This window comes from Paenibacillus tundrae, assembly GCF_030812775.1.
GTDB lineage: Bacteria > Bacillota > Bacilli > Paenibacillales > Paenibacillaceae > Paenibacillus > Paenibacillus tundrae_A.
On sequence record NZ_JAUSTI010000017.1, the window covers coordinates 87,976 to 111,854 of the forward strand.

20 protein-coding genes are annotated in these 23,879 nt (G+C 44.9%); 2 read left to right on the top strand and 18 right to left on the bottom strand.

Annotated elements, in window-relative coordinates; all coding sequences use genetic code 11:
- Position 1 precedes the first annotated feature (1 nt).
- The 9 genes from J2T19_RS23280 to J2T19_RS23320 form a co-directional block, all read right to left on the bottom strand.
- Positions 2-2,395, bottom strand: coding sequence for a glycoside hydrolase family 95 protein (locus J2T19_RS23280; RefSeq protein ID WP_307220063.1), 2,394 nt, complete (start codon positions 2,393-2,395; stop codon positions 2-4).
- Between the two features lie 274 nt (positions 2,396-2,669).
- Complete coding sequence (locus J2T19_RS23285; RefSeq protein WP_307220065.1) at positions 2,670-4,373, bottom strand: ABC transporter substrate-binding protein; 1,704 nt, start codon at positions 4,371-4,373, stop codon at positions 2,670-2,672.
- 131 nt (positions 4,374-4,504) lie between these two features.
- Positions 4,505-6,196: an ABC transporter substrate-binding protein gene (locus J2T19_RS23290; RefSeq protein WP_307220067.1), complete on the bottom strand. Its 1,692-nt coding sequence runs from the start codon at positions 6,194-6,196 to the stop codon at positions 4,505-4,507.
- A 537-nt stretch (positions 6,197-6,733) separates the two neighbouring features.
- Positions 6,734-7,636 (bottom strand): carbohydrate ABC transporter permease, encoded by a 903-nt coding sequence (locus tag J2T19_RS23295; protein ID WP_307220069.1) that lies wholly within the window; start codon positions 7,634-7,636, stop codon positions 6,734-6,736.
- Between the two features lie 15 nt (positions 7,637-7,651).
- Positions 7,652-8,635, bottom strand: a complete 984-nt coding sequence (locus J2T19_RS23300) for an ABC transporter permease (RefSeq protein ID WP_307220071.1) — start codon at positions 8,633-8,635, stop codon at positions 7,652-7,654.
- Positions 8,636-8,913: 278 nt separating this feature from the next.
- The gene (locus J2T19_RS23305; protein WP_307220073.1) at positions 8,914-11,814 is read right to left on the bottom strand and encodes a glycoside hydrolase family 2 protein; all 2,901 of its coding nucleotides are present in this window, start codon (positions 11,812-11,814) and stop codon (positions 8,914-8,916) included.
- A 204-nt stretch (positions 11,815-12,018) separates the two neighbouring features.
- A complete protein-coding gene (locus J2T19_RS23310) occupies positions 12,019-13,623 on the bottom strand; it encodes a response regulator transcription factor (RefSeq protein ID WP_307220075.1) in 1,605 nt (534 codons plus the stop codon).
- A complete protein-coding gene (locus J2T19_RS23315; protein ID WP_307220077.1) occupies positions 13,616-15,406 on the bottom strand; it encodes a sensor histidine kinase in 1,791 nt (596 codons plus the stop codon). Before J2T19_RS23315 ends, J2T19_RS23310 begins: the two co-directional genes overlap by 8 nt.
- A 118-nt stretch (positions 15,407-15,524) precedes the next feature.
- A complete protein-coding gene (locus tag J2T19_RS23320) occupies positions 15,525-15,983 on the bottom strand; it encodes an Lrp/AsnC family transcriptional regulator (protein ID WP_307220079.1) in 459 nt (152 codons plus the stop codon).
- Positions 15,984-16,256: 273 nt separating this feature from the next.
- Here J2T19_RS23320 and J2T19_RS23325 point away from each other — a divergent pair, with 273 nt between their 5' ends.
- Positions 16,257-16,679, top strand: coding sequence for a carboxymuconolactone decarboxylase family protein (locus J2T19_RS23325; RefSeq protein WP_307220081.1), 423 nt, complete (start codon positions 16,257-16,259; stop codon positions 16,677-16,679).
- Here the strand turns inward: J2T19_RS23325 and J2T19_RS23330 are convergent, their stop codons facing one another.
- From J2T19_RS23330 to J2T19_RS23350, 5 genes are all read right to left on the bottom strand, one after another.
- Complete coding sequence (locus J2T19_RS23330) at positions 16,680-17,102, bottom strand: OsmC family protein (protein ID WP_145051767.1); 423 nt, start codon at positions 17,100-17,102, stop codon at positions 16,680-16,682. It lies immediately after the preceding gene.
- A 21-nt stretch (positions 17,103-17,123) separates the two neighbouring features.
- Positions 17,124-17,870: an amino acid ABC transporter ATP-binding protein gene (locus J2T19_RS23335; protein ID WP_056693238.1), complete on the bottom strand. Its 747-nt coding sequence runs from the start codon at positions 17,868-17,870 to the stop codon at positions 17,124-17,126.
- A gap of 17 nt (positions 17,871-17,887) precedes the next feature.
- Complete coding sequence (locus J2T19_RS23340) at positions 17,888-18,538, bottom strand: amino acid ABC transporter permease (RefSeq protein WP_056693229.1); 651 nt, start codon at positions 18,536-18,538, stop codon at positions 17,888-17,890.
- Between the two features lie 31 nt (positions 18,539-18,569).
- Positions 18,570-19,433, bottom strand: coding sequence for a substrate-binding periplasmic protein (locus tag J2T19_RS23345; RefSeq protein ID WP_307220084.1), 864 nt, complete (start codon positions 19,431-19,433; stop codon positions 18,570-18,572).
- A gap of 201 nt (positions 19,434-19,634) precedes the next feature.
- Positions 19,635-20,267, bottom strand: a complete 633-nt coding sequence (locus J2T19_RS23350; RefSeq protein ID WP_307220086.1) for a TetR/AcrR family transcriptional regulator — start codon at positions 20,265-20,267, stop codon at positions 19,635-19,637.
- A gap of 239 nt (positions 20,268-20,506) precedes the next feature.
- On the opposite strand from J2T19_RS23350, the gene J2T19_RS23355 reads away from it, so the two are divergent.
- Positions 20,507-21,292 (top strand): undecaprenyl-diphosphate phosphatase, encoded by a 786-nt coding sequence (locus J2T19_RS23355; protein WP_056693502.1) that lies wholly within the window; start codon positions 20,507-20,509, stop codon positions 21,290-21,292.
- Between the two features lie 162 nt (positions 21,293-21,454).
- Here J2T19_RS23355 and J2T19_RS23360 read toward each other — a convergent pair whose 3' ends face one another.
- The 4 genes from J2T19_RS23360 to J2T19_RS23375 all read right to left on the bottom strand — a co-directional run bounded on the left by J2T19_RS23360 (position 21,455) and on the right by J2T19_RS23375 (position 23,666).
- Positions 21,455-21,637 (bottom strand): hypothetical protein, encoded by a 183-nt coding sequence (locus J2T19_RS23360; protein ID WP_307220088.1) that lies wholly within the window; start codon positions 21,635-21,637, stop codon positions 21,455-21,457.
- A 213-nt stretch (positions 21,638-21,850) separates the two neighbouring features.
- Complete coding sequence (locus J2T19_RS23365) at positions 21,851-22,177, bottom strand: thioredoxin family protein (RefSeq protein ID WP_239293931.1); 327 nt, start codon at positions 22,175-22,177, stop codon at positions 21,851-21,853.
- Positions 22,178-22,308: 131 nt separating this feature from the next.
- Positions 22,309-23,217: an aldo/keto reductase gene (locus J2T19_RS23370; RefSeq protein WP_145051779.1), complete on the bottom strand. Its 909-nt coding sequence runs from the start codon at positions 23,215-23,217 to the stop codon at positions 22,309-22,311.
- 284 nt (positions 23,218-23,501) lie between these two features.
- The gene (locus J2T19_RS23375; protein ID WP_307220090.1) at positions 23,502-23,666 is read right to left on the bottom strand and encodes a hypothetical protein; all 165 of its coding nucleotides are present in this window, start codon (positions 23,664-23,666) and stop codon (positions 23,502-23,504) included.
- Between the last annotated feature and the right edge of the window lie 213 nt (positions 23,667-23,879).

Genomic DNA, 23,879 nt, shown 5'->3' on the forward strand with positions numbered 1-23,879 from the left:
TTTATTCCTCCGTCTCGGTTGACACACGAACCGTCTGCCCGCTTGTCAACCGTATTATCGTTACGTAATCGCCTTGTGGCGTGCTCTCTGACATGCTCTGCTCATGCCCTTCAATGCTTACAGGATAAGCACTACGAAGCGTTAATGAACCACTGTGGTCTGCAGTAACTTCAGCTGTCACTAACTTGCCGTGCTCCCATACCATAGCCACCGTATAAGCCCCTCTGGCACGTAAGCCCTTCACGCTACCACTCGCCCAAGCTTCAGGCAGTGTAGGCAGAAGGTGGATCTCCCCCATGTGACTTTGCAGTAACATCTCAGCAATGCCGGCCGTTCCTCCAAAATTCCCATCAATCTGAAACGGAGGATGGTCATCAAACAAGTTGGGATGAGTGGATCGTGCAAGCAAAGTACGCACAAATTGATGTGCATGCTTACGATCCAACAGACGTGCGTATAGATTGATCAGCCATGCACAGCTCCACCCTGTATGCCCGCCCCCTTGTGAAATACGACGCTCAAGCGATACACGTGCGGCTTCAACAAGCTCAGGTGTATGCACTCGATTGATCTGATCCCCCGGATACAGCCCATATAGATGGGATACATGGCGATGTCCTGGCTCTGATTCGGCAAAATCTTGGAACCATTCTTGCAGCTGCCCCTCGCTACCAATCTGGAAAGGATATAGCTTGCTCTTCGCCTCTGAGAGCTCCTGTGCTAATTCCGAATCTAGCCCAAGCTGCTTCGCAGCAGTGATAGAGCGGTCAAACAACTCTCGAATTAAGCTCATATCCATCGTTGAAGCCATGGATACACTTCGAGCATCCCCTTCCTCAGTCAAGAACTTATTCTCTGGCGAGGTAGATGGAGCCGTAACCAGATAACCGCCTGGCCCCTCAATAAGCCAATCTAAACAGAATAGAGCGGCTTCCTTCATGATTGGGTATGCACGCTCTGCCAAGAATTGCTGATTCCCCGTAAACAGATAGTGCTCCCACAGATGTGAGGTCAGCCATACACCACCCATGGGCCAGAATGCCCAGCTAGCATCGCCCCCTGTAGGCGTTGTTGTTCTCCATACATCCACATTGTGATGTGCAGTCCAGCCACGAGCCCCATAATGGATACGTGCCGTTCTACGTCCTGTCTGACTCAAATCATCAATCATCCCAAACAGCGGATCATGGCATTCACTCAAATTACAGACTTCGGCAGGCCAATAATTCATCTCTGTGTTAATATTCGTCGTGTAATCACTGTGCCACGGCGGCTCGACCTGATGATTCCATATGCCTTGTAGATTGGCTGGTTGCGTGCCAGGACGTGAGCTTGCCATGAGCAGATAACGACCATACTGAAAATACAAAGCCTCCAGTCCAGGGTCTTCCGCCCCTTCTTGGTAAGCTAACAATCGCTCATCGGTAGGCAACTCACTATTGCTTGTCATGCCTAGATTCAGATCAACTCTTGCAAATAACGCCCTATGATCCTGCTCATGGCGTTTCCTGAGTTGCTCAGGATTGAATGACTTAGCTTTTGCGATGACCTCATGACATGTCTGCTCTAACAACCCACCTTCTTTCACTGGCATCACATCATAACGTTCAAATGACGTTGCAGCCGCCAGGTAGAACACAACCTGATCTGCTCCTAGAACACGCAGGCTACCCTCTTCAACCACAACTTGAGCCTTGCTACCTACGGTACTCACACTCACACTGACAGCATAAGCGGTTCCACGGTCGTCTTCATAAATGACGGATTCAGGATGATCTCGGAAATAGTTCGATTCAACATGACTGGGACAACGACTGAACAATGTCACGCCCTCTTCTGAGATTTGTGAAGTATACGGGTGTGGGCTGTCTAGTGAAAGGCTGACATTTACTGCTCCCGTCTGGTCGGCTGAAAGCGTACATACCATCACATCGTCCGTAGCACTCGCATACACTTCACGTTTATAACGAACACCATTACAAATATAATTTGTCGCTGCAACCCCAGTTTCCAGATCAAGCTCTCGTTCGAATTCCTGTATAGGGGTTCCAATCAGCTGCTCCTGCTTCAATAGGAAGTGTCCCATTGGCTGGTAAGCTTCAACATCCCGCCCTAACATTTCACGGTTCAACAGTTCTTCTGCTTCACTATACTGTCCTGCCATAATTAACTCACGAGTCTTCTTGAGATATCGCTGGCTGCTGTACTGTACTGTGTCGCGCGGGTATCCTGACCATAGTGTGTCTTCGTTCAGTTGAATGCGTTCTTCCACATCGCCGCCGTAGACCATACCCCCAAGACGCCCATTTCCTATAGGAAGAGCCTCTTCCCAACGGGTTGCTGGCTGACGATACCATAGACGATTCGGCTGTGTGTTCTTCGTGAATGAGGTCATTACATAGCTCCTGTCCCTGAAGTAATGTTATACTATCCTGATTTTATAAAACGTTTTCGATAAATGTGCTGACGACACTAATCTATTCGTAAATTCGTCTCCTATGCTACTACATTTCAAGCTCATTTCAGATTAAACTGAAAGTGCTTACACTAACAAAATTATAGGAGATTCCACCTTTATCGTCAATGTAAAACATCACAATAAACGGAAGAAAAGACCCCTTCATTCTAGGGTCTTTTCTTCGTTTCTATTGCCTTTCAACTAAGACGTATTATTTAACGTCCTTACCTGTCCAGAGTGCTACACGCTCTTTGACCCAAACCGTGTATTGTTGCTCCATCTCTACAGCACCTGCTCGATCCAATTCTGCGAGGAAGTCATCGTATACTTTATCGAAGTTTTCTTTTTTAGCAAGCACCGCTTCTGGGATACGTTTACGGATGATATCCTGTGTTTTTTGGTACGCTACATTGTAATCTGTATCTGATGGAACTGGCATATTATATGCCGCACCCCACTCTTTGATTTCGAACTCATCTTCTTGTGGATATAGACCCTTCCATGTGTCGATACCATACGCTTTTAGCGTTTCTTTCTCAGCAGCTGTATATCCTGCGATAATCTGTTCAGGGAATCTTGTCGTATAATAATTATCCGTCGCGTCCTTCACACCGTCTCCGTATCTTGCACTAAAGATTGAGTAAAGCTCAACACCTGTTTCTTTGGTGAATGCAGCATTATCATTCGTTTTGCGATCCTGAATCTCTTCAGGAATGACACGTTTGCCATCAACTACGTTGTAATGTTTGCCTTCAATTCCCCAGTTTCGAAGCACTTGACCTTCATCAGAAGCAAGCCAATCGAAGAATTTGATAATACGTACTGGGTCTTTAGCAGAAGTTGTAATCCCAATACCGTAGCCGTCAAAGCCAGTAGGCTGGAAGGTATTATCCTTAATATCTTTATTCAATGTGACTGGGAAATGGGCATAAGTACTGTCATCTTTGCCTGCAGCTTTCAACGCATTCTCAGCATCTGAATATCCCCACTCTGCATCGATGAGACCAAGCACACGTCCACTTGCGATTTTAGATTTATACTGGTCTTCTTTTTGTACAAATGTGTCCTTGTCGAGCAGTCCCTCGTTGTACATATGGTTCAACCAGCGGAAATACTCTTTCTCGATTGGGCGCTTCACGTGTAACATCGCTTCATAATTTTCTGGGTTAATGTAATATTCACCATCGCCGCCTCCACCAGTCGTTTGAGCAGCTGGATTCGTTACTGTAATCATGATTTTCCAGTCATCTGCATTAAGTGACAGTGGAATTGTTGGTTGACCATCAATAGTCGGGTGTTTTTCGACATAAGCACGTAGTACATTTTCGAAGTCCTGTAGCGTTCTAACTTCTGGATAACCAAGCTCTTTCAGTACTTTTTGCTGGATCTCAAAGCCATCCGTTGCGTCAAAGGCAACGTTATCTACCCCCATATTCGTTGGAAGCGTATAGATGGATTGGTCTTCTAGGCTATACTTTAGACGGTTCATCTGTTCGCCATAGATCTTTTTCAAGTTGGGAGCATGCTCCTCAATCAGATCGGTCAGATCAAGCATAGCGCCTGCGTCAACTAGCTTGGATAGATTGCCCTTTGGATAGACGATATCTGGATAATCTCCACTTGCTGCCATCAGGGCGATCTTCTGGTCACCACCATTGTTTACATCATATTCTGCATCAATCGTAACACCTGTTTGTTTCGTAATCTCTTGACCAACTTCATCCTGCATTCTATTCCAGTTTGGGCTAGCATCAGCTCCAAAAAACGTAAAGGTAACTGGATCGGTACCTGTTGAACTTTCGGATGAAGCCTCTTTACCACCTGAGTTGCCACAACCTGCAGTAACCAATAGCGCACTGGCCAGCATCAACAATGCAAATGTCTTTGGTGTCTTACTCTTCGTTTTGCCTCTCATCTTGTATGTCCTCCTCGTTGGGTGAGCCATGGATCCATTGTATTTGTGTTCTCATCAATCTGTAGAAGAACCCCTTCTCCAGGAGTTCTTCTACATACTATCCCTTATTTCATTCGGTCTTCCATTCCGAATTACTTAACGTCTTCACCCGTCCACAGTGCTACACGTTCTTTAATCCATACTGTGTATTGTTGTTCCATTTCAGCAGCACCTGCTCTGTCAAGCTCAGCAAGGAAGTCATCATACACTTTGTCGAAGTTTTCTGGTTTAGTCAGAATTGCTTCTGGAATACGTTTACGAACGATATCCTGTGTTTTTTGGAATGTCACGTTGTAGTCTGTATCCGATGGTACTGGCATGTTATACGCTGCACCCCAAGGTTTCAATGGTAGATCTTCTTCAGATGGGAAGAACTCTTTCCATGTTGTGATTCCATAGGCTTTCAACGTTTCCTTCTCGGCTGGAGTGTAACTCGCTACAATCTGCTCAGGGAATCTTGTTGTGTAATAGTTACCTGTAGGATCCTTCACGCCATCACCATATTTAGCACTGAAGATAGAATACAGTTCAATTCCTGTTTCTTTGGTAAACGCAGTGTTGTCATTCGTTTTACGATCCTGAATATCATCAGGGATTACACGGTTGCCATTTTCGACGTTGTAATGTTCGCCTTCAATACCCCAGTTTCTAAGCACCTGTCCTTCATCGGAAGCAAGCCAATCGAAAAATTTGATAATACGTACTGGGTCTTTAGCGGAAGTTGTTATTCCAATTCCGTACCCGTCGAAACCAGTCGGTTGGAACGTGTGATCAACGATATCTTCATTTAATGAAACGGAGAAGTGAGCATAAGTTGCATCATCTTTACCTGCTGCCTTCAACGCATTTTCCCCATCTTGATAGTTCCACTCTTGGTCAATCAGACCCAGTACACGGCCACTGGCAATTTTGGATTTATATTGGTCATCCTTTTGTACAAATGTATCTTTATCGAGCAGACCTTCAGCATACATGTGGTTCAACCAACGGAAGTATTCTTTCTCTTCTGGACGTTTGTAGTGAAGCTGTGCTTCATACGTTTCAGGGTTGATGTAATATTCACCATCATCTGGAGCACCTGTAGCTTGGAAAGCTGGGTTTGTCACCGTAATCATGATTTTCCAGTCATCTGCATTAAGTGTCAATGGAATCGTTGGTTGACCATCAATTGTCGGATGTTTAGCCACATATTCTTTCAATACATTTTCATAGTCCTGTAATGTTTTTACTTCAGGGTATCCTAGTTCCTTCAATACACGTTGTTGAATCTCAAATCCACCAGTGGCATCAAACGCAACGTTATCTACCCCCATATTGGTTGGGATGGTATAAATGGCCGGATCCTCCAAGCTGTATTTCAGACGGTTCATCTGATCCCCGTATATCTTCTTCAGATTCGGTGCGTGTTCCTCAATCAGATCCGTTAGATCAATCATCGCTCCTGCATCAACGAGCTTGGATAGATTACCTTTTGGGAAAATAATATCAGGGTAATCGCCACTTGCTGCCATCAATGCAACCTTTTGATCGCCGCCATTATTTACATCATATTCAGCTTCAATGGTGATGCCGGTTTGTTTAGTAATCTCTTTACCAACAGCATCCTGCATCTTATTCCAGCTTGGACTTGCATCCGCACCGAAGAATGTAATCGTCATTGGAGATGTTGTATCCCCTGTATCTACTGGTGTTTCAGAAGCAGTACTCCCCCCGCAACCGGCTGTGATTGCTAATGCGCTGGCTAACAGCAGCATTGCAAACGTTTTTGGTGTTTTTCCCTTCATGTGTAATCCCCCCTATGGATATTAATGAAGCTATATTGTGTATAACAGGCTGCCCTGCACATACCTTTACGTGGCTGACTGAACCTGATGTGACCCCTCTAACTAGACATTGTAAAAGCGCTTTCTGTTTTTTGGGTAAATCCCCGAACTACAGTTTGTGACCTCCACATTCAGTTTATTACCATTCACTCACCATCATGTAGGTTAGCATTCTAAAAATCCATAAATGAAAGTGCTTTCATATTTGAATCATAAATGTTGTTATTACCCTTGTCAATAGCGAATTCATCTCTAGGAAAACGTTTTTCGGAAAACGGTTTAAATGTTGTATTTATTTGAAGCATCTGTAACAATTTATTGTTCGAATTATCCAAACTCGAACTTTGACTTCAATCCATTAGATAGCTCGGTTTTGGATAAATTGCTAATGTAAAACTCACCGCAGGCTATCCCCGATACGGTAAGCGCAGCCCCTCAGCCACGCCTACACTGTGTATCGCAGGTCATCTACCCACCCTAACTATTCGAGCCGATTAATTATGCTTTAACAGCTCCGAGTGTCATACCACCAACAAAGTACTTTTGCAGGAATGGATAAACTAGCAGGATTGGAACTGTAGCGACGATGGTAATCGCCATCTTAATGGATTCCGGTGAAATCTGTGCCATCTGCTGCGCCATATCATTGGCGTTACGTCCAGCGCTCGAGCCCTGTTGTGTACTTTGCAGTACTTTCATCAGCTCGTATTGGAGCGTCGTTAAGTGCGGTTTATTGTTGTTATAGATGTACGTATCAATCCATTGATTCCACTGTCCTACCGCCAAGAACAAAGCGATGGTAGCAAGTACAGGTTTACATAATGGAAGAATGATTTTGTAATAAATGGTGAAGTCGTTTGCACCATCGAGTTTGGCTGATTCCTGCAATGCATATGGCAGACCGTCCATGAAGGAACGGATGACAAACACGTTAAAGGCAGAGATCATCAATGGGAAAATGTATACCCAGAACGTACCGATCAAGCTTAGGTCACGCATGAGGATATATGTCGGGATCAGACCACCCGAGAAATACATCGTCAGAGCGAGCGATACAGAGACAAATTTTCTGATTTTAAAATCAGGTCGGCTGAGCGTGTAAGCAATCATCGATGAACTGAGCAATCCGAGGAACGTACCAATTAGCGTACGCAATACGGATATTTTCAAACCTGTCAGCAATCCTTCGTATTGGAAAATCGTTTTGTAGTTCTCCAATGTAAATTCCCGCGGCCACAGATAAATTCCGCCACGAACCGTATCTGTCGAATCATTGAATGAGATCGCCAGTACGTTCAGGAATGGATACAGTGTTACAATCAGCACCATGGTCATCGCGAGGATATTAAATATATTGAACACTTTATCGCCCCGTGTTGCATTGAATGCTTTGTTCGCCATAATGTCGTCCCCTCCCTACATGATGCTTTCTTTAGTAATTTTTTTGAACAATCCGTTCGCTGCAAACAGAAGAAGAATACTAACTACGGAGTTAAATATCCCTATGGCTGTACCGTACGAGAATCGTCCTAGATATATACCGTAATTCAGTGCGTATAGGTCTAATACTTCCGCATAGTCGGTGACAAGGCTGTTACCGAGCAAGAGTTGCTTCTCAAAACCTGTGCTAGTCAAGTGACCAATAGCCATGATGAACAGGACCGACATGGTTGTCCGAATACCAGGCAATGTAATGTGCCACATCTGTCTCCAGCGGTTGGCTCCATCGACACGAGAGGCTTCGTACAGCTCTTGGTCAATACCCGTAATAGCTGCCAGATAGATAATGGCATTCCAACCGGTTTCTTTCCACATATCTGAAGCGGTTACAATGTACCAGAACAGGTTACCTTGCGCCATGAATTGAATTGGTTCGTTAATAATGTGAAGACCCATCAAGATGTCATTGATTACGCCTCCATCAGTGGAGAGCATTTTCGTAACGATCCCGGCAACAACGACCCAGGATACAAAGTGAGGAAGGTACGACACGGTTTGTACTGTGCGCTTCAAGAACACACCTTTAAGTTCATTCAAGAGAATTGCGAAGAAAATTGGCACGACAAAACCTACGACTAGACCCATGATGCTCATGGCTAGTGTGTTTCGTAATACGAGATAGAAGCGTTCATCACTGAACAATTCTACAAAGTGTTTAAAACCAACCCATTCTTGTTCACCGAACGATCTAGCTGGTTTATAGTTTTGGAATGCCATCGTCCATCCCCATAAAGGTAGATAGTTGAATACAAATACCCAAGCAACGAATGGCAATGACATGAGATAGAGAAACTTTTGTTGCTTAATGCTGTCCCAAATTCCGTTCCGGCCTTTTTTCGTAGGCGGATTGGAGTCACTGCTTCTTTTCGCGGAAGCGGATTTTTCTGTTAGCGTTTCCATCTCCGTTCCCCCTCCTCTGTTTTTATAAAACCATCATACTAGATAGAGCGTTTTCAAAATACCAGCTTGATTTTAGAGAAAATCATATAAAAATTAGATATACCCCTATAAAATCCGACATATTTGATTCAAAATCAGTTCATTTTAAGCATTTTAAATTCAATATATGAAATAAAAAGGAATTTACACGCCAAAATTACAATTTCCGAAAACGTTTTTTCGAAATCGTTTACTTTACATTTCTATAATAAAAAGAGAGCCCTCTCGGGCTCTTCAAATTAGAGTGCAAAACGTATCGTTTGTAACTTCAATATGCCCAACAGTTCCCCCACAGAAATAGCCGATTCAGGTTCGAATTGATCACTCAGCAGGTACGATATGATCTCTTGGAACAAATAGGCTACCTCCGGGCGCTTCATGAGAGACAGCTCGGTAAATGGTAATGAAGATACCAATATTTTCCCCTTCCCAACCCTCGCTTCAAAAGCATAGGTAAGACGTTTCGCTCTATGGAAGTGATCAATCACCTCAATTAAGGGACTTACTCCGCGAAGCGTATCAAGACAGATTGCAGGTGTACCATTAACGAGGTGATACCACTGCCAATCCGAGGCATGATCGTAAGGGAAACGACCTAACATCGCGGTCTGCTCCTTCAAGTTTAACCCCATCGTTGCCCCGGGTTGGGTAGCAAACATCAGATAATTCCAGAACACAGGCAAATACTTTGTCTCTACCGGATCATATAGCCCTTCTGGTGGAGTCTGAATCCACACCTGCCCTCCATTAACTAGATAATCTAGTATGTTCGGTGTAAGGGACTTAGCAATAACAAGGTTGAATTGCGAGCCTCTTCGTAATGTACTTCCATCTAGATGATCCACGTGATCCTGTTGTGCCCCTAGCAGATGTGGCTGAAGCTCAGTCACACTGTTCCAGATGCGATGGGTCTGCTCATGTGTGCGGTAGTGGGGAAATGACCAGCCATGCCACACATTCGTCGCAATGACCTTGTCATCTCCTGAACGAATCTCTGCTTCTAGCTTAAAGGCCGCCGCGTTCTCTGAAGGCGCATGTATCGTTAAGTATCCAAGAGGCAACACAACGCCTCGATCTACTTCTCCATAATGCCAATGTCCTTCTTCCAAAACTACATGATTGCTTATCAGCTTCCAATGAACGATTGCATCCTTAATGGGCTGCTGTCCATAATGAGATACTCGCGCTTCGACTTGTATCGCTTCACCAGCATAAAATGTTCGCTCTCTACAGCTTAGGAGCAAGACCGTATTCTCGTTAAACTGTTGAAAATCTACTGGCTCAGCAATCCCTTTACTGTCCCAGAACACATCCAGAATGCCTGTCGTGGCATGCCCCTGTCCAGGAAAGTCACGGATATCCAGCAGCTGTATACCCGCTGCATTCGGGGTACGACGTACTCGCTCCATCGCTTCTTTTAAGGAACGCACCAGATGTGCACCACTCGCTCGCTGGAACTGCTCCAGATCCGTAGCTATGCCTTTACGAGTTAGAGACTCTTCAATCGGTGGCAACCAGCTAGGGCGAAGAACACCTGTATATTTCTCACGTTCTTCTGGACGCACATACATCGTGTATTGTGCATGCTCATGACCAATTACCGGACGATCAGTCAGTCGGGTCACCGCTTGATAATCTAGCGTTGTATCCGGGACGGCGGACAACTCCGATTTCAGTGGAGGGTGCCAGTTCAGGGATTGAATATAGAAGTCGGCCTCACGGCCTTGAGCTGGGAGCTGACCGAATCCCGTGTTATCGGTATACAGACGAGACGGGTCAAGCGCTTGTGCCTTTCTCACTAGCTCATTTAATTCCGGATGACCGTTATAACCAATCAATTCATTCCCCATAGAAAAGAGTACAAACGAAGGATGATCTTGCAGCGACGTTAACAGACCTTCGAGCTCGTGAGTTAGATAGGTTAGCACTTCTGCTGGCGCAGGCTGTTCTCGATTCTCGAATAATCGTGACCAATGCGGAAGCTCAGCCTGCACCAACATTCCCTCTTCATCTGCTGCCTCCCAGAAAGGTTGTGGTGCACTCCAGCCATGCAGACGCACATGGTTAAACCCGTATGACTTGGCAATCTGAAACTGCCGAATATAATGCTGCTTGTCCCAGACTGGATACCCTGTAAGTGGGAAAATGCAGCAATCCACATAACCACGTAAAAAAACCGGAATATCATTCAGCATAAGCTTCTGGCCATGAGCCTGGAAAGAGCGAACACCAAATGTCCGCTGTTGCTGATCCAGCTGTAGCTCTCCATCGTATAAACGAATCATTGCTTGATAGAGTGAAGGGGACTCATCCGACCACAAAGCAAGACCTTGTTCCTGTGCAAGGTTTAATTGCAATGGTTGAATCTCTGCGATCCGTTGCCCGTCTGCTTCTAATGCTTCTGGTCTCTCATCGTCCTCATGCTTCCTTAACTCCACCTTGAAGCTCTGATCATCGAGCCAGGTTCCATCAGGGTGCCTAATCTCGATCTGTAACCGCAGGGCTGAAGACGTACTATTAGGGGCAACATTAATCGTTCCTTTGATGGTCAGGGTCTCCTGCTTGGCATCAGGAAGTAGGCTCAGTTGGTTGATGCGGTTCATTGGTATGCATTCTAACGTTGCTCCGCCTGTAATCCCACCCCAAGCAGTAGCTGTGTGCAAAGAGTGAATATGACTCCCTGCTAGAGGAAGCTTCATCGTGTTATCGACACGCAGCTTCAATTCGTTCAATGATCCTTCTCGAATCCAAGGCGTAACATCCCATTCTTGTACGTTAACCAGGCTGTCGCGTTCACCAGCGTATTGACCATTCACCCAGAGATTCGTTGTCCAGCGTACCCCCTTTAATCGCAATATATAAGCACAATCCATCTCCGTGGAAGCGATCTCAAAATTCCTTGTGTACCAGGCAGCTCCTTCATACTCACGTACCTTAGTCCACGTATCCACACGTTGATAGCTTGGCTCTTCACCATACCCCTGTTCTTCCCACGAGCCGGGGACTTGAATCTCCCCCCATGCAGGATCACCAGAGGATGGTGAAACTAGACTACCTGTATCATTGGTAGCAAGACAGAATTGCCAGGTTCCGTTCAGGTTATATGTTTGAAGAACAGTATTAGGATCGAATGATTGCATCTGCTTGTCGCTCCTCACCTTATCATTTACATTCAGTTTAAAAGGTACGTTCTGGGCTATACCATTGCATAAACACGGAAGAGCATGGACTATCTCATGAAATGATAAGAACACCTACAGATGATCTATAGGTGTTCATGTCCATATTCCTGAAAACGTTTTACAAAAATCGAATACGTACTAACCTTTATCTATGTCTAACTGTTACTCGCTCGGGTTTTCTCCAGGCTTCTCTTTGGATTGTAATTTAGTATGTTCTCTGGCGTGTTTGTATGCTGACGGAGATTCGCCGACATATTTTCTGAACTTTCCGTGGAAGTAATCCACATTGGCATATCCTACTCTCGCGGCAACCTGATGTACCTTTAACCCCTCGTTCAGCAATTCCTTCGCCTTCTCCATCCGCACTTTATCCAGAAAAGCATTAAACGACTCTCCTGTATGATTTTTGAACAATTTCCCCAGATAACTACTATTGTAGTTGAATACATCAGAGAGTACTTCTAGCTTCAAATTCTCACCGGGATTGCGCCGGATAAATTCAATCATTTGTTTTAACACGGTATCCGTACTGCCCCCACCCATGCGCTGAATAAGGCGGTTCAGATGCTCAGCAGCCATCACTTGCAGATCCCGCAGTGTATGCTGATGATACACCTCGGTAATTAACATTGAATGCTCCTGCAAAATAGACTGCATCTGCTGATTGGCAGCAGCAAGTTTGTTAATCGCCAAAGAGAATATCTGGGAGAACGCCGTCTTGATCGCTTGCTCTGTTCGATGATAAGGCACAATTCGATCCTGCATCTCGGTAAGAACCCGCATCACCGATTCATGACTTCGAATATCGAGTGCATAGTACATTTTGTCTGCAAGTTCTGCTTCATCCGGTTCAAAACCGTCTGGTCTGGAATCTTCAGTTGAATGGATGTGATTCTCACCAATAACCTGATCATTCCAGAGCATCATTCGTTCTTCGGAGAACAAGAATCGATCAGCCAACATGGCGTTTGCCTGACGATAGGACTTCGAGATCTCTGCTGTAGATGGGACAGGCTGACCCGCTGCCACATACATGTGAATATTCCATTCCCCTAATAGACTCCTCAGTTCATCATGAACATTACGGGCTCCGTCGATAGAAATAATCGGCTCTTTGCACAGCAGCCCTAATCCCGAATGGAACGAAAATACGATCCCCCGCTGCTGCTGATCAAAGGCTTCAATCAACTTACGCTTAAGGGCACTACCCCGCTGCAGATCAGGTGCAGCATGAATCTCCAGCAATATAATCTGATATTGAAGCCACTTTAGCCCAAGTGCATCTTCTTGCGTGGTGACGGCACCTTCCTGATTATCAAAAAGCAACGCTTCAATCTGATGCTCTCGATATGCCGTATCCTCACCCGCATGACGCGCATTCGTCTCTCGTTCTCGTGTCAGCACGACAGATATACGCTGAAGCTCGCTAATGATCTCTTCCTCATCTACCGGTTTAAGGAGATAACCATCTACACCGAAGCTGATCGCTTTTTTGGCATAATCAAAATCCGCATACCCGCTCAAGATAAGAAAATGGGCATCTGCATGATGCTCGCGTACCTCTTCAATGACATCCAACCCCGTCATGCCAGGCATCCGGATATCGATAATCGTCAGATCTGGCTTGAGCTCGTCAAAACGTTCTATCGCTTCACGACCGCTTGCTGCGGTACCGATGACTTCAAATCCATATTCTTCCCAGTTAATAATCGTCGTTAATCCCTCTCGAATACTGGGTTCATCATCTACCAAAAACACTCTATACATGCTGGTTCCCTCCTGCTGGCAAGGTGAAAGAAACCTCTGTTCCTTCCCCGTACACACTCTTGATCTGTAATCCATGAGGCTCGCCGTAAGTCAGCGTCAACCGCTGGTGTACATTGCGTAGACCGATTCGGCTCTTCTCCTGTTCCTCAGGCCCACAGATGAACTGCATAACCTCACCCAACCGTTCTGGGGTAATGCCTGCTCCATCGTCTCTTACATGAACCTGAATTACTTCATCCATCGGATAGATGCTAATGTTCACACGCACCGTACCCTCTTTATTTTCTAGACCGTGCACGATGGCATTCTCTACAAGGGGTTGGATGATTAATGGAGGTATAGAGATTTTCTCTACCTCTGGATGAATATCAATGACGAATGCCAGACGATCACCATAACGAAATTTCTGAATTTCCAAATAAGAACGTACCATTTCAAGTTCTGCCTTAAGGGTTGTTTTGCCGCTACCAATCTCTAAACTCTTACGCATAAGCTTGCCTAACAACCGCACAATATTGGCGATCTCCGCTTCCCCTTGAATATGGGCTTTCATACGGATGGATTCCAAGGCATTAAATAAAAAATGAGGATTGATCTGGCTTGCCATCATTTTCAGTTTAATCTCTTTTTGGGCGATTTCCAATTGTGTATTCTGCTCAGAAGTCTCTACAACCTGGGTCATCAGATCATTAATACTTTTTACCATATAATTGAATTGTCTAGAAAGTTGTCCTATCTCATCATTGCCGTCAATACGTGAGGTGACATTCAGATCGCCTAGAGCAAGCTTGTTCAGATGTCTACTAAGCCGTAGTAATCGGTTAGAAGTGAGGAATGAGATGATATACACCAGCAACAGTGCAATCACCAATACCAATATCATAAAACTCATACCAATCAGGCTGATTTTATTGGCATCCTTCACTATATTTTTGGTTGCAAACACTGAAATGACCTTCAGGCTATTGATACTGTACATAGGGTTCAGTTCATCAATCACAATGTTGGAAGGTTCTCCTTGGAAGTCAGCCTCCAACGTGCCTTTTGCTTGATTCTGGAGATCGATGCCAAAATCAAGCTGGTTCAGCGTTTGACCTACTAGCTCCGTATTTTTGGCTGCAACGATATAACCCTGCTCGTCCGTGATCAGCGTCTCAAATGGCTCTTGGCGCAATAACTCATTCAGTTCATCCTGATTAATCCCAATCATAAGAACACCTTCGGTACGGTATTCGGGAAAGGGCACCTTACGAACTAAGCTCAGTTTGTGTACTGGATTGTCTTCCTTGTTAGGAATGTAAAACCATCCGATGCTGGTTGAAGTGAGTGCCTTCTGATACCAGTAGCTATCCTTCGTTTGTTGATCCACCGGAATAATTTCCAAATTGTTAATCAGCGTTGGGTTGGTAGAATAGAAACGAATGCCCGCAACCTCACGATACTGACGCTTGTATTCCTCAAAATCCTTATATGCCAAATACGCTCTCGTCAGTTCCATCACCGATTCATATCGTGTGTTCACGATTTTCTCCAGATCCTTATTGAACATTAGAATGTTGGATATATCTGTTGGTACACGCAGCAACGTAGCTGTCTGACTCTTGATTTTATCCACGTTATTGATGGTTTGTTCAATGGCATTATCCAAAGCCTGTTGGCGGAAATATGCCGTGACAGCCAGACCAACGATCAAGACCGGAACCATGACAACGAGTACGTAGGAAATAAGCAATTTATGCTTCATTTTGAGATTGTTCGATACTTGTATTAGCCTCTTTAACATGTCTGCACCTTCCGTCATCTTGTACAAGCGCTTACATATATAAGAATAGGTAACCTTGCCTTCTTATATATCTTATCATACCACGGAAAAAGCCCTAATCAGGGCTTAATCTTACTTTTTAACCTAAAGAAAGTTGCTCGGTCTTCAAAATAAGGTCTGATAACTGCACCTCGGAAAAGACCACATGGGTCACCGTAACAGCATACGGAGTAAGCTCTGTAATGCAGGCTTCCACCTCGGCCATACTCGGTGTGCACAACATAACCATAAAGCATGCCTTCCCTGCCACGCGATAAGCAAACTCTGTCCAAGGCAACTGGCGGATATAATTAGCGAAGCGTTCATGCTCGCCATTTCGCAAGGTTACCTCAATCATACACCGCACCGTACATCCCAGCTTGGCTCGATCAATATGCACTTGGTATCCCTTAATGACGCCTTCATCCTCCAGCCTGCGTACCCGTTCACTCACTGAGGAAGGAGATAAGTTAACCTGTCTTGCTAGTTCCCGCATAGACAGTCGAGCATCTTCCCGAAGTTTTCTCAATATATGATAATCCGTGCGATCCAGGTTCATTTGTCTACCCAGGCTCCTTTTTTCAAGACATTTGTCTTAGATTATCATACATTCGCAGTCATTTGCAGTGGAGGCCCATCCAACCATACGATAAAATTTAGTTACAGCGAATCCATTTCATAATACCTTTTTGAGTTATGAAATGGATTCCAGCGACAATTCAATCCATATTGGCAATATGAGTGCATGTAAGGAACACAAACTTAGTTTAGAAAAAACCAATGTAGTACACGTAAAGTACACCAAACTTCTATAAAGGAGCATTCACATCATATGCCTATCATTTCTTTTTCCTCTATTGGAGATACGCCGTTTCAACGCCTACTTGGTCACAATTCATCGATTATGCTGCACTGGAATGCATTGGGAGAAACCCTAGCTAGGGATAGCTTATTATCTGCCGAACTTAAGGAGCAGGTACGACGCACACTCGCTCATCGAAACGGCTGTATGTATTGTCGTGCCAAAGGGGCTCCTGATCCGAAGCCCGAAGAGGCCGCCATTGGCATGGCGACCGGACTTGCGGAGTTATTTATCCAAACGGGTGGCAATGTGGACTCTGCCGTTTTCCCCGTCCTACGTGAACATTTTACCGACGCTCAGCTCAGTGAGCTGTGTGCCTGGATCTGTTTTACGATCGCATCCCAATGGTTCGGCGCAGCTCTTCAGCTTGAAGCACCGAATGAATCCGAGTAATTATGGACGTGGTGTCTCTACACCATTGAGAATCAATTGGGGATGAATGTCTGCACTTAGTGAAGCGGATACGGCACAATATTTCTCTTCTGCCATCTGGATCGCTTTCCAAATCCGGTAATCCGGGATATCTCCATCGACTTTGAAGATCAGATCAATGGAAGTAAAACCTTTGGGCATCCCTTCACTACGTGTACCTTGTGCCTCAATTTCAATAGACGTAATTTTGTCCAGAAAAGCGTCCAGAATCATCGTAATATCGATGCCCATGCAACCACCAAGACCTGCCAGCAGCAGTTCCATTGGTGTCGCTCCTTGGCTATCTCCGCCATAAGCAGCCGTTGCATCCATACCTACAGCGTAGCCAGACGGACCTTCAGACGTAAACGCGCGTTTGCCTTTCCATACCGTAGTTACATTCATGATGTCATCCTTCTTTCTTCATTAAAATTCAGTGATTTGTTGTAAAAACTTACGTGTTCGTTCTTGTTCTGGATGTTCAAAGAACGCCTGAGGACTCGCTTCCTCCACAATCGATCCGTCCGCCATGAACACAATTTTGTTTGCTACATTACGGGCGAATTTCAATTCATGGGTCACCACAAGCATCGTCATACCTTCCTGAGCCAGCTCCTTCATAACAGACAACACTTCACCTACGAGCTCAGGGTCAAGTGCCGATGTAGGTTCATCAAACAGCATCACCTCAGGCTCCATCGCGAGTGCACGAGCAATAGCAACACGTTGCTGCTGTCCACCGGATAAACGGGATGGATAAGCATCCTGCTTATCCGAAAGACCGACACGATCAAGTAACAGCTTGCCTCGTTCGGCTGCTTCATCACGCTTGATCTTTTTGACTGTGACAAGCCCCTCCATCACATTGCCGAGCACTGTCTTATGCGGATAAAGGTTAAACTGCTGAAATACCATGCCCGTCTGACGACGAATTTCTAATACTCTCGCACGCTGTACACGTAGAGAATCCGCACTGTCAACCACAGTACCATTCACTTCGATTCGTCCACCAGACAGCTGCTCCAGACCGTTCAAACAGCGAAGCAATGTACTCTTGCCTGAACCACTCGGTCCGAGCAGTACAACGATATCTTTAGCGTTCACGTGTAAATCTATATTTTTAAGTACTTCATTATTCTCAAAGCGCTTGCTAAGCCCTGTCGTTGTAATCATCGGTTCTCCTCCTTCAATCAGTAAGCCCGAGCGAGCCTACGCTCCACTTGTTCCAGAATGGCCGAGAAGCCGATGCTCATGATCCAGTAGATCACACCGATCGCTAGATAAAACGGCATGTTCAGTGCATATTGAGAAACCAGTAATTGTGCCGAACGCAACAGCTCGGTTACCCCGATTGCGGCCACAAGGGACGTTTCTTTTAACATACCAATAAACGTATTACCCATCGGTGGGATAGCAATCCGGACAGCCTGTGGGAACACAATACGTCTCATCGTCTGAGCCGGTGTCATGCCTGTTGCATATGCCGCCTCTGTCTGCCCTTTGGGAACAGCCTGGATCGCTCCACGGAAGGTCTCAGACAAAAAGGCACCTGCATTCAAGCTGAGTGCAAGACAAGCCGCAGTGAGTGAGCCTAAGGTTACCCCGTAGTCCACTAACCCGTAATAGATAACGAATAATTGCACGAGCAACGGCGTTCCTCGCATAATGGATACATAAAACCGGGCAATCAGCCGGAGCCACATCGGTCCTTTCAGACGAGCTACAGCGACGATAACCCCGATGATAAAGGCAAAAAACATTGAAATCACAGTTACATATAGGGTGTAATACGCCCCCTTCAAAAAGAAGGGGACATTCTCAAGTATCAAATCAAGTTCCATGGATCAGACTTCCCTTCGCCTTGCAGGTTCATTATTGCGCAGGCTCTTCATTAAACCATTTTTTGAAAATGGTGTTGTATGTGCCATCGTCCTTCATGCCTTTAAGCGCATCGTTCAGTGCAGCCACCAGTTCCGGGTTATCTTTACGAACCGCAATTCCGGCTTGATCACTCTTGATTGGTTCGCCTACAGCTTTGATCTTGAAACCATTCGCATCCACAATAGGTTTCAGCGCATACAGGTTATTGATTGTTGCATCAATACGACCTGCATCCAGATCTTTCAGGGAAGAAATAACATCGTCATACGTTTTGATCGTGAAATCGCCAACTTTGGGCAGTACTTCATTACGCAGGTACGTTTCATCGTTTGTACCAAGACCTACGCCGATCGTTTTTCCTTTGAAATCCTCTAGCGTCGTAATATCGTTATTATCTTCTTTTACAATGATTTTTACGGAGTTGGTAATGTACGGATCACTGAAATCCAGTGCTTTTTTGCGTTCATCGGTGATCGTCATTTGGCTAATGATCGCATCCAGTTTCTTGGATTGTAGACTTGGTGTCAGTCCAGAGAACTCCTGGGATACAAATTCAACCTCAACGCCCAGACGCTTCGCAACCTCACGTGCGATATCCGCATCAAAGCCATCCATTTCCTTCTTATCATTCAGGAAGTTGTATGGACGATACGTTCCCATCATCCCCACTTTGATAACGCCAGCGGACTTAATTTGTTCCAGTTCATTGCTCGCTGGTGCCGCAGCATCTCCACCATTATCTGTAGTTGCTTTGCTGCCGCAAGCGCTAAGTACCAGCACCGTAATCAATAGCAACGCGGTTAGCGTCCAGCCTTTGCGAGTTTTATTCTTCCGAGTGTTAAATCCAGTATTCATGTTGTGATCTTCCTCTCAAGTCGTTATGTGTTTGTGCATACAGGAACATTTTTATATGTGGAACCTAATGTATATGGATACAGCAGTTATCCCCATTATTCCCTGCTCGTGGCTGAAACATGTGATAGGACGTACTTTCATTTTCCTAATCAAATGCTCATCCCTATTTCAAAATAAATGCTTCGGAATCAGGCGATGTCTTCATGTGCCTAACAATCCGTAAAATTCAAAGCTTGCTGCCTCCATCGCGAGCGACGATGCTGTCATGGAAGAGAACTCGTTGTGCAGATCTTCTGAACCAAATAGCCAACGCGTTATCATGCCTTCAATCATGCTGACAAGCAATGCTGCTCTGAGCGGAATATCCATTGATCTTGGCAACATTCCCAGCTCCATGGCTCTCTCCATGTTGTGACGAAACGCCGTTTCCACCGCATTGCGTGTCTCCTCAACCAGACGGCGAACTGCATCTTCAGTTACGATGCCTTTGAGAAGTAGCTCCATGAAGTAACGGTTGTTTGCGGCAAAAGAGAACAAATCGGTAAACAGTCGTTCCGAAGCCTTCACCATATCTTCTACCGTTCCGGCATCCTTGCGATATCCTTGTCCAATCGCTTCAAGAAGTTTCTCTCTACCTGTGAGTACAATCTCGGAGGCAATGGCTTCCTTGCTTTTGAAGTGCCAATAGAAGGTTCCCTGAGCGACACCCGCTTCCCGAACAATATCGGAAATTTTGGTCTGATGATAACCCTGCGTTGCAAAACGCTCTAGTGCTATGCGTATAATCTGGTTCCGGCGGTCTTCGCCAGGTTCCAAAGTATTACCTTTACTCATACGTTTAACCCTCCCGATTGATCAGTCAGTCAGTTAATGTATATCCTATGGGATAACTAGGTTTTTGTCAATATAGTTTTAAACAATAGATTCACAAGAGAAGTTGAAGTTGTATGCATTTCTGATCATAATAGAGCATAGCCATGTTCTAGAGGACAGGCATTGTGAAGCAGGGCAGCTCGCTTCTGCCATCTGCATTTCAAGGAGGAAGAGAATTGGACTTAATATCATCTATTATTATGGGCATCATCGAGGGTTTGACTGAGTTTTTGCCCGTGTCCTCAACAGGACACATGATTCTGACTGCCCACCTGCTGGGTTTATCGGAGGACAACGAGTCAGTCAAAACGTTTGAGGTGGTTGTTCAACTCGGAGCTGTACTTGCAGTCGTGGTGTTGTACTGGAACAAGTTTATCGACATGTTCCGCTTCACTGGGGGAAAACGAAGTTATTCCCGCCGTCTAAACCTTGGACACATTTTTCTCGCAATGGTTCCTGCTGTAGTCATTGGACTTGTCTTCCGGGATTGGATCAAAGCCCATTTATTCGGCCCTGAGACGGTACTTTACAGCCTTGTCATTGGGGGCGTTCTGATGATTGTCGCTGAACGCTGGAGCCACCGTAGTGAGCGCATCACTACCCATGATGTAGACGATATTTCGTATAAACAAGCCTTTGTAGTCGGGCTATTCCAGATCTTGGCACTGTGGCCTGGCTTCTCTCGTTCCGGCTCAACGATCTCTGGTGGTCTATTCGCAGGAATCAGCCGTGTAGCTGCAGCCGAATTTACGTTCCTGGTATCTGTGCCAATCATGATTGGTGCTACAGGATATGATCTATACAAAAGTATCGATCATCTGAACGGCAGTGACTTCCCGATCTTCGCTATCGGTTTTATTGCAGCCTTCATCGTTGCGATGCTTGCGATCAAAACATTCTTGTCCATTCTCAAACGACTGAGTCTTACGGTTTTTGCGGTATATCGCTTCGTTCTAGCAGCCGTATTCTTCATCATTCTAATGTAACGTCAAACATCGTAGCGCAATATAAATGGCGGTCTCACGTTCCTCTGGAACTGAGCCGCCATTTTATTTATGTGTTACATGTGCTAAGTGCTAAATCCAATAAACCGAGTCCTATGTATAGATGACATAGAGGCTTTTTTTACTTTTGGTGAACCTACAGATCTAGTACCACTGCTTCACTTGAATTTCTCTTAATTTCTTCCGATATCTTATCTGCTCAATCAAATTATATCTATTCTGCTTCTGCTCCTCCAGCCGTCTTCTCACTCCTCGCATCAATAATTGATATCTTAGTTCATCATTACGACTCAGCTGATGCATTTCTTGAAAAATAGCTTTGCTCATAGTAATCTCTGTTCACTCCATATTAGGTTTATACTACATGAGTTGAAACGATGTTCACCTTATGTCGCTTTAACATTGTACTGCTAGGGTCTAAACAAATTCTGAACAACATTAGAAAGTTATGGATTGGAGTAGAACATTAAAAAGCACCTTCAAATCATGGGTATGATTGAAGGTGCCTATATGTGTTTAGATAAAAACGCTACGTTTTAGTTATACTTTGGATTCCAAGGTAGTCAGATATTCCGAGATTTGAGCAGGAGTCTTAGCCCATTTGCTGTGCAGGTGTGCGATTTTCTTGCCATTTTGGAAAACAAGCAAGCTTGGAATACCACGTACACCATTCTCCTCAGCCAATGGCTGTAATTCTTCCGCGTCCATAGCATAGAATGTTTTGTCAGTGTGCTGGTCAACTACGTCTCCGATAAAGCGATCGAGGTTTTTGCAGTCAACACACCAGGTTGTATCAAACTTAATAACCGTTAGACTGTCTGAATTAATGGTATCGCGATATTGCTGTTCACTAAGAATTCTTTCCATAGATGTTCTCTCCCTTGTCTATATATGTTTAGCCACAACATGATCATGTATAGCTGAAACGGAATAGTAAATATTTTAACTTTATTTCATTGTACCTTGAATAGTTACATTTGAAAATAGGATTTCCTGTCTCAGCGGTGCTGCTTGTACAGATTAGCCGGATTCGATTCCTTAATTTGTTGGATCTCCGCTGTTGTGAGCGGTGCTGATGCTGAAGCAGCAATATTATGCAGTAATTGTTCTCTAGAACTCGCGCCAGGTACAACCGCCGCTACGGCTGGATGAGACAAGGCATATCGAATGGCCGTTTGGGTTAAACTGCGCCCGTCCGTAACATAACGACCCAGCGTGTCCCGAATACTGTGAAGCTCAGCCGGCGTATAGTCCAGATAACCTTTATCAACCTTAGCTGCGCCAGAATCAGCGAGTACTCCACTTGCCACTGGCCCGCGGGCGATCACACTAATTCCCTTTTGCTCCAATAACGGCAATACCTCTTCCTCCGCTCGGCGATCCACTAGGCTGTATTGGTTCATGACACTTACAATCTGAGCTCTTCTCACATATTCCCGTATGACATTAGGTCGAATTGAGGAAATACCGTAATAACGAATTAGCCCCTCCTGCTTAAGTTCTTCAAATGCCTCGATGGTCTCTTCCATTGGATCTTCAATGGTACCGCCGTGCAGCTGATACAGATCAATATAGTCAGTCTGGAGACGTTTAAGACTGTCATGTACCGCCTGTTTGATATACGCCTTGGATGGATCCCATGCCCAACCTTCTTGACCTTGTATTCTGCGGTTCCCCACCTTGGTAGCTACAATAACCTGATCACGGCGTCCCTTAATCGCTTGCCCTACGATCTCTTCATTGCGCCCTGCGTCATACAGATCCGCTGTATCCAGCAAATTCACACCGTGATCCAACGCTTCATGAATCAGGGCTACGGCAGGATTCACATCCGTTCCGAGCGACATACAGCCAAGACCAATCTCTCCCACCATCAATTCGGATGAGCCTAGACGATTTTTTTTCATATGTGCACCACCTCATATAATTTCTGCAAGTATCCATTGTATCATTCTTCATTGCAAAAATCGCATCCTGTCCTTTGAAAAGCAGCATCTATATATGCTGATCTAAAGAATATTCATACTTGTCGCTCCGATGACAGAATAACCTTTCGATCGCTGTTATCTCCAGATTTTTTTGATTTCCTTTTCCGAAGGGGAAAAGAAAGTAAAGTGAATTGGATGTAGAGCGCAAACAAAAACCCAGACTAGCTAGCCTGGGCTTGACATTACATGTTGATTAGATGGATTTATTTAATATCTATACGCTGTGGTCTCTTGCCAGTTGAAGAACTGGAGCTTTTCATCATGCCTGAGACTGTCGAAAACAACTTATCTCTTGCCTGCTTGTTCCTCATCAGATACGTTACGCCTGCACCAATAGCTGTCATGATAATTCCTTTACGTTTAGACATGTGTTCTTCCTCCTTTAAGGATAAATGTACATCGTGTCTTGTTTGAAATTTACCCGTTGTGCCGAAATCGAAACGTCCTGAATAAGCGATTGAATAAATAAAAAAATACGATACATTCTGGACCTATGTCAAGAAAGTAGACACTTACGCGACGGATTTGTCCGTAAATTTCTTCGCAAAACGAGCAGGGGAAAGATAACCTAGCGCACCATG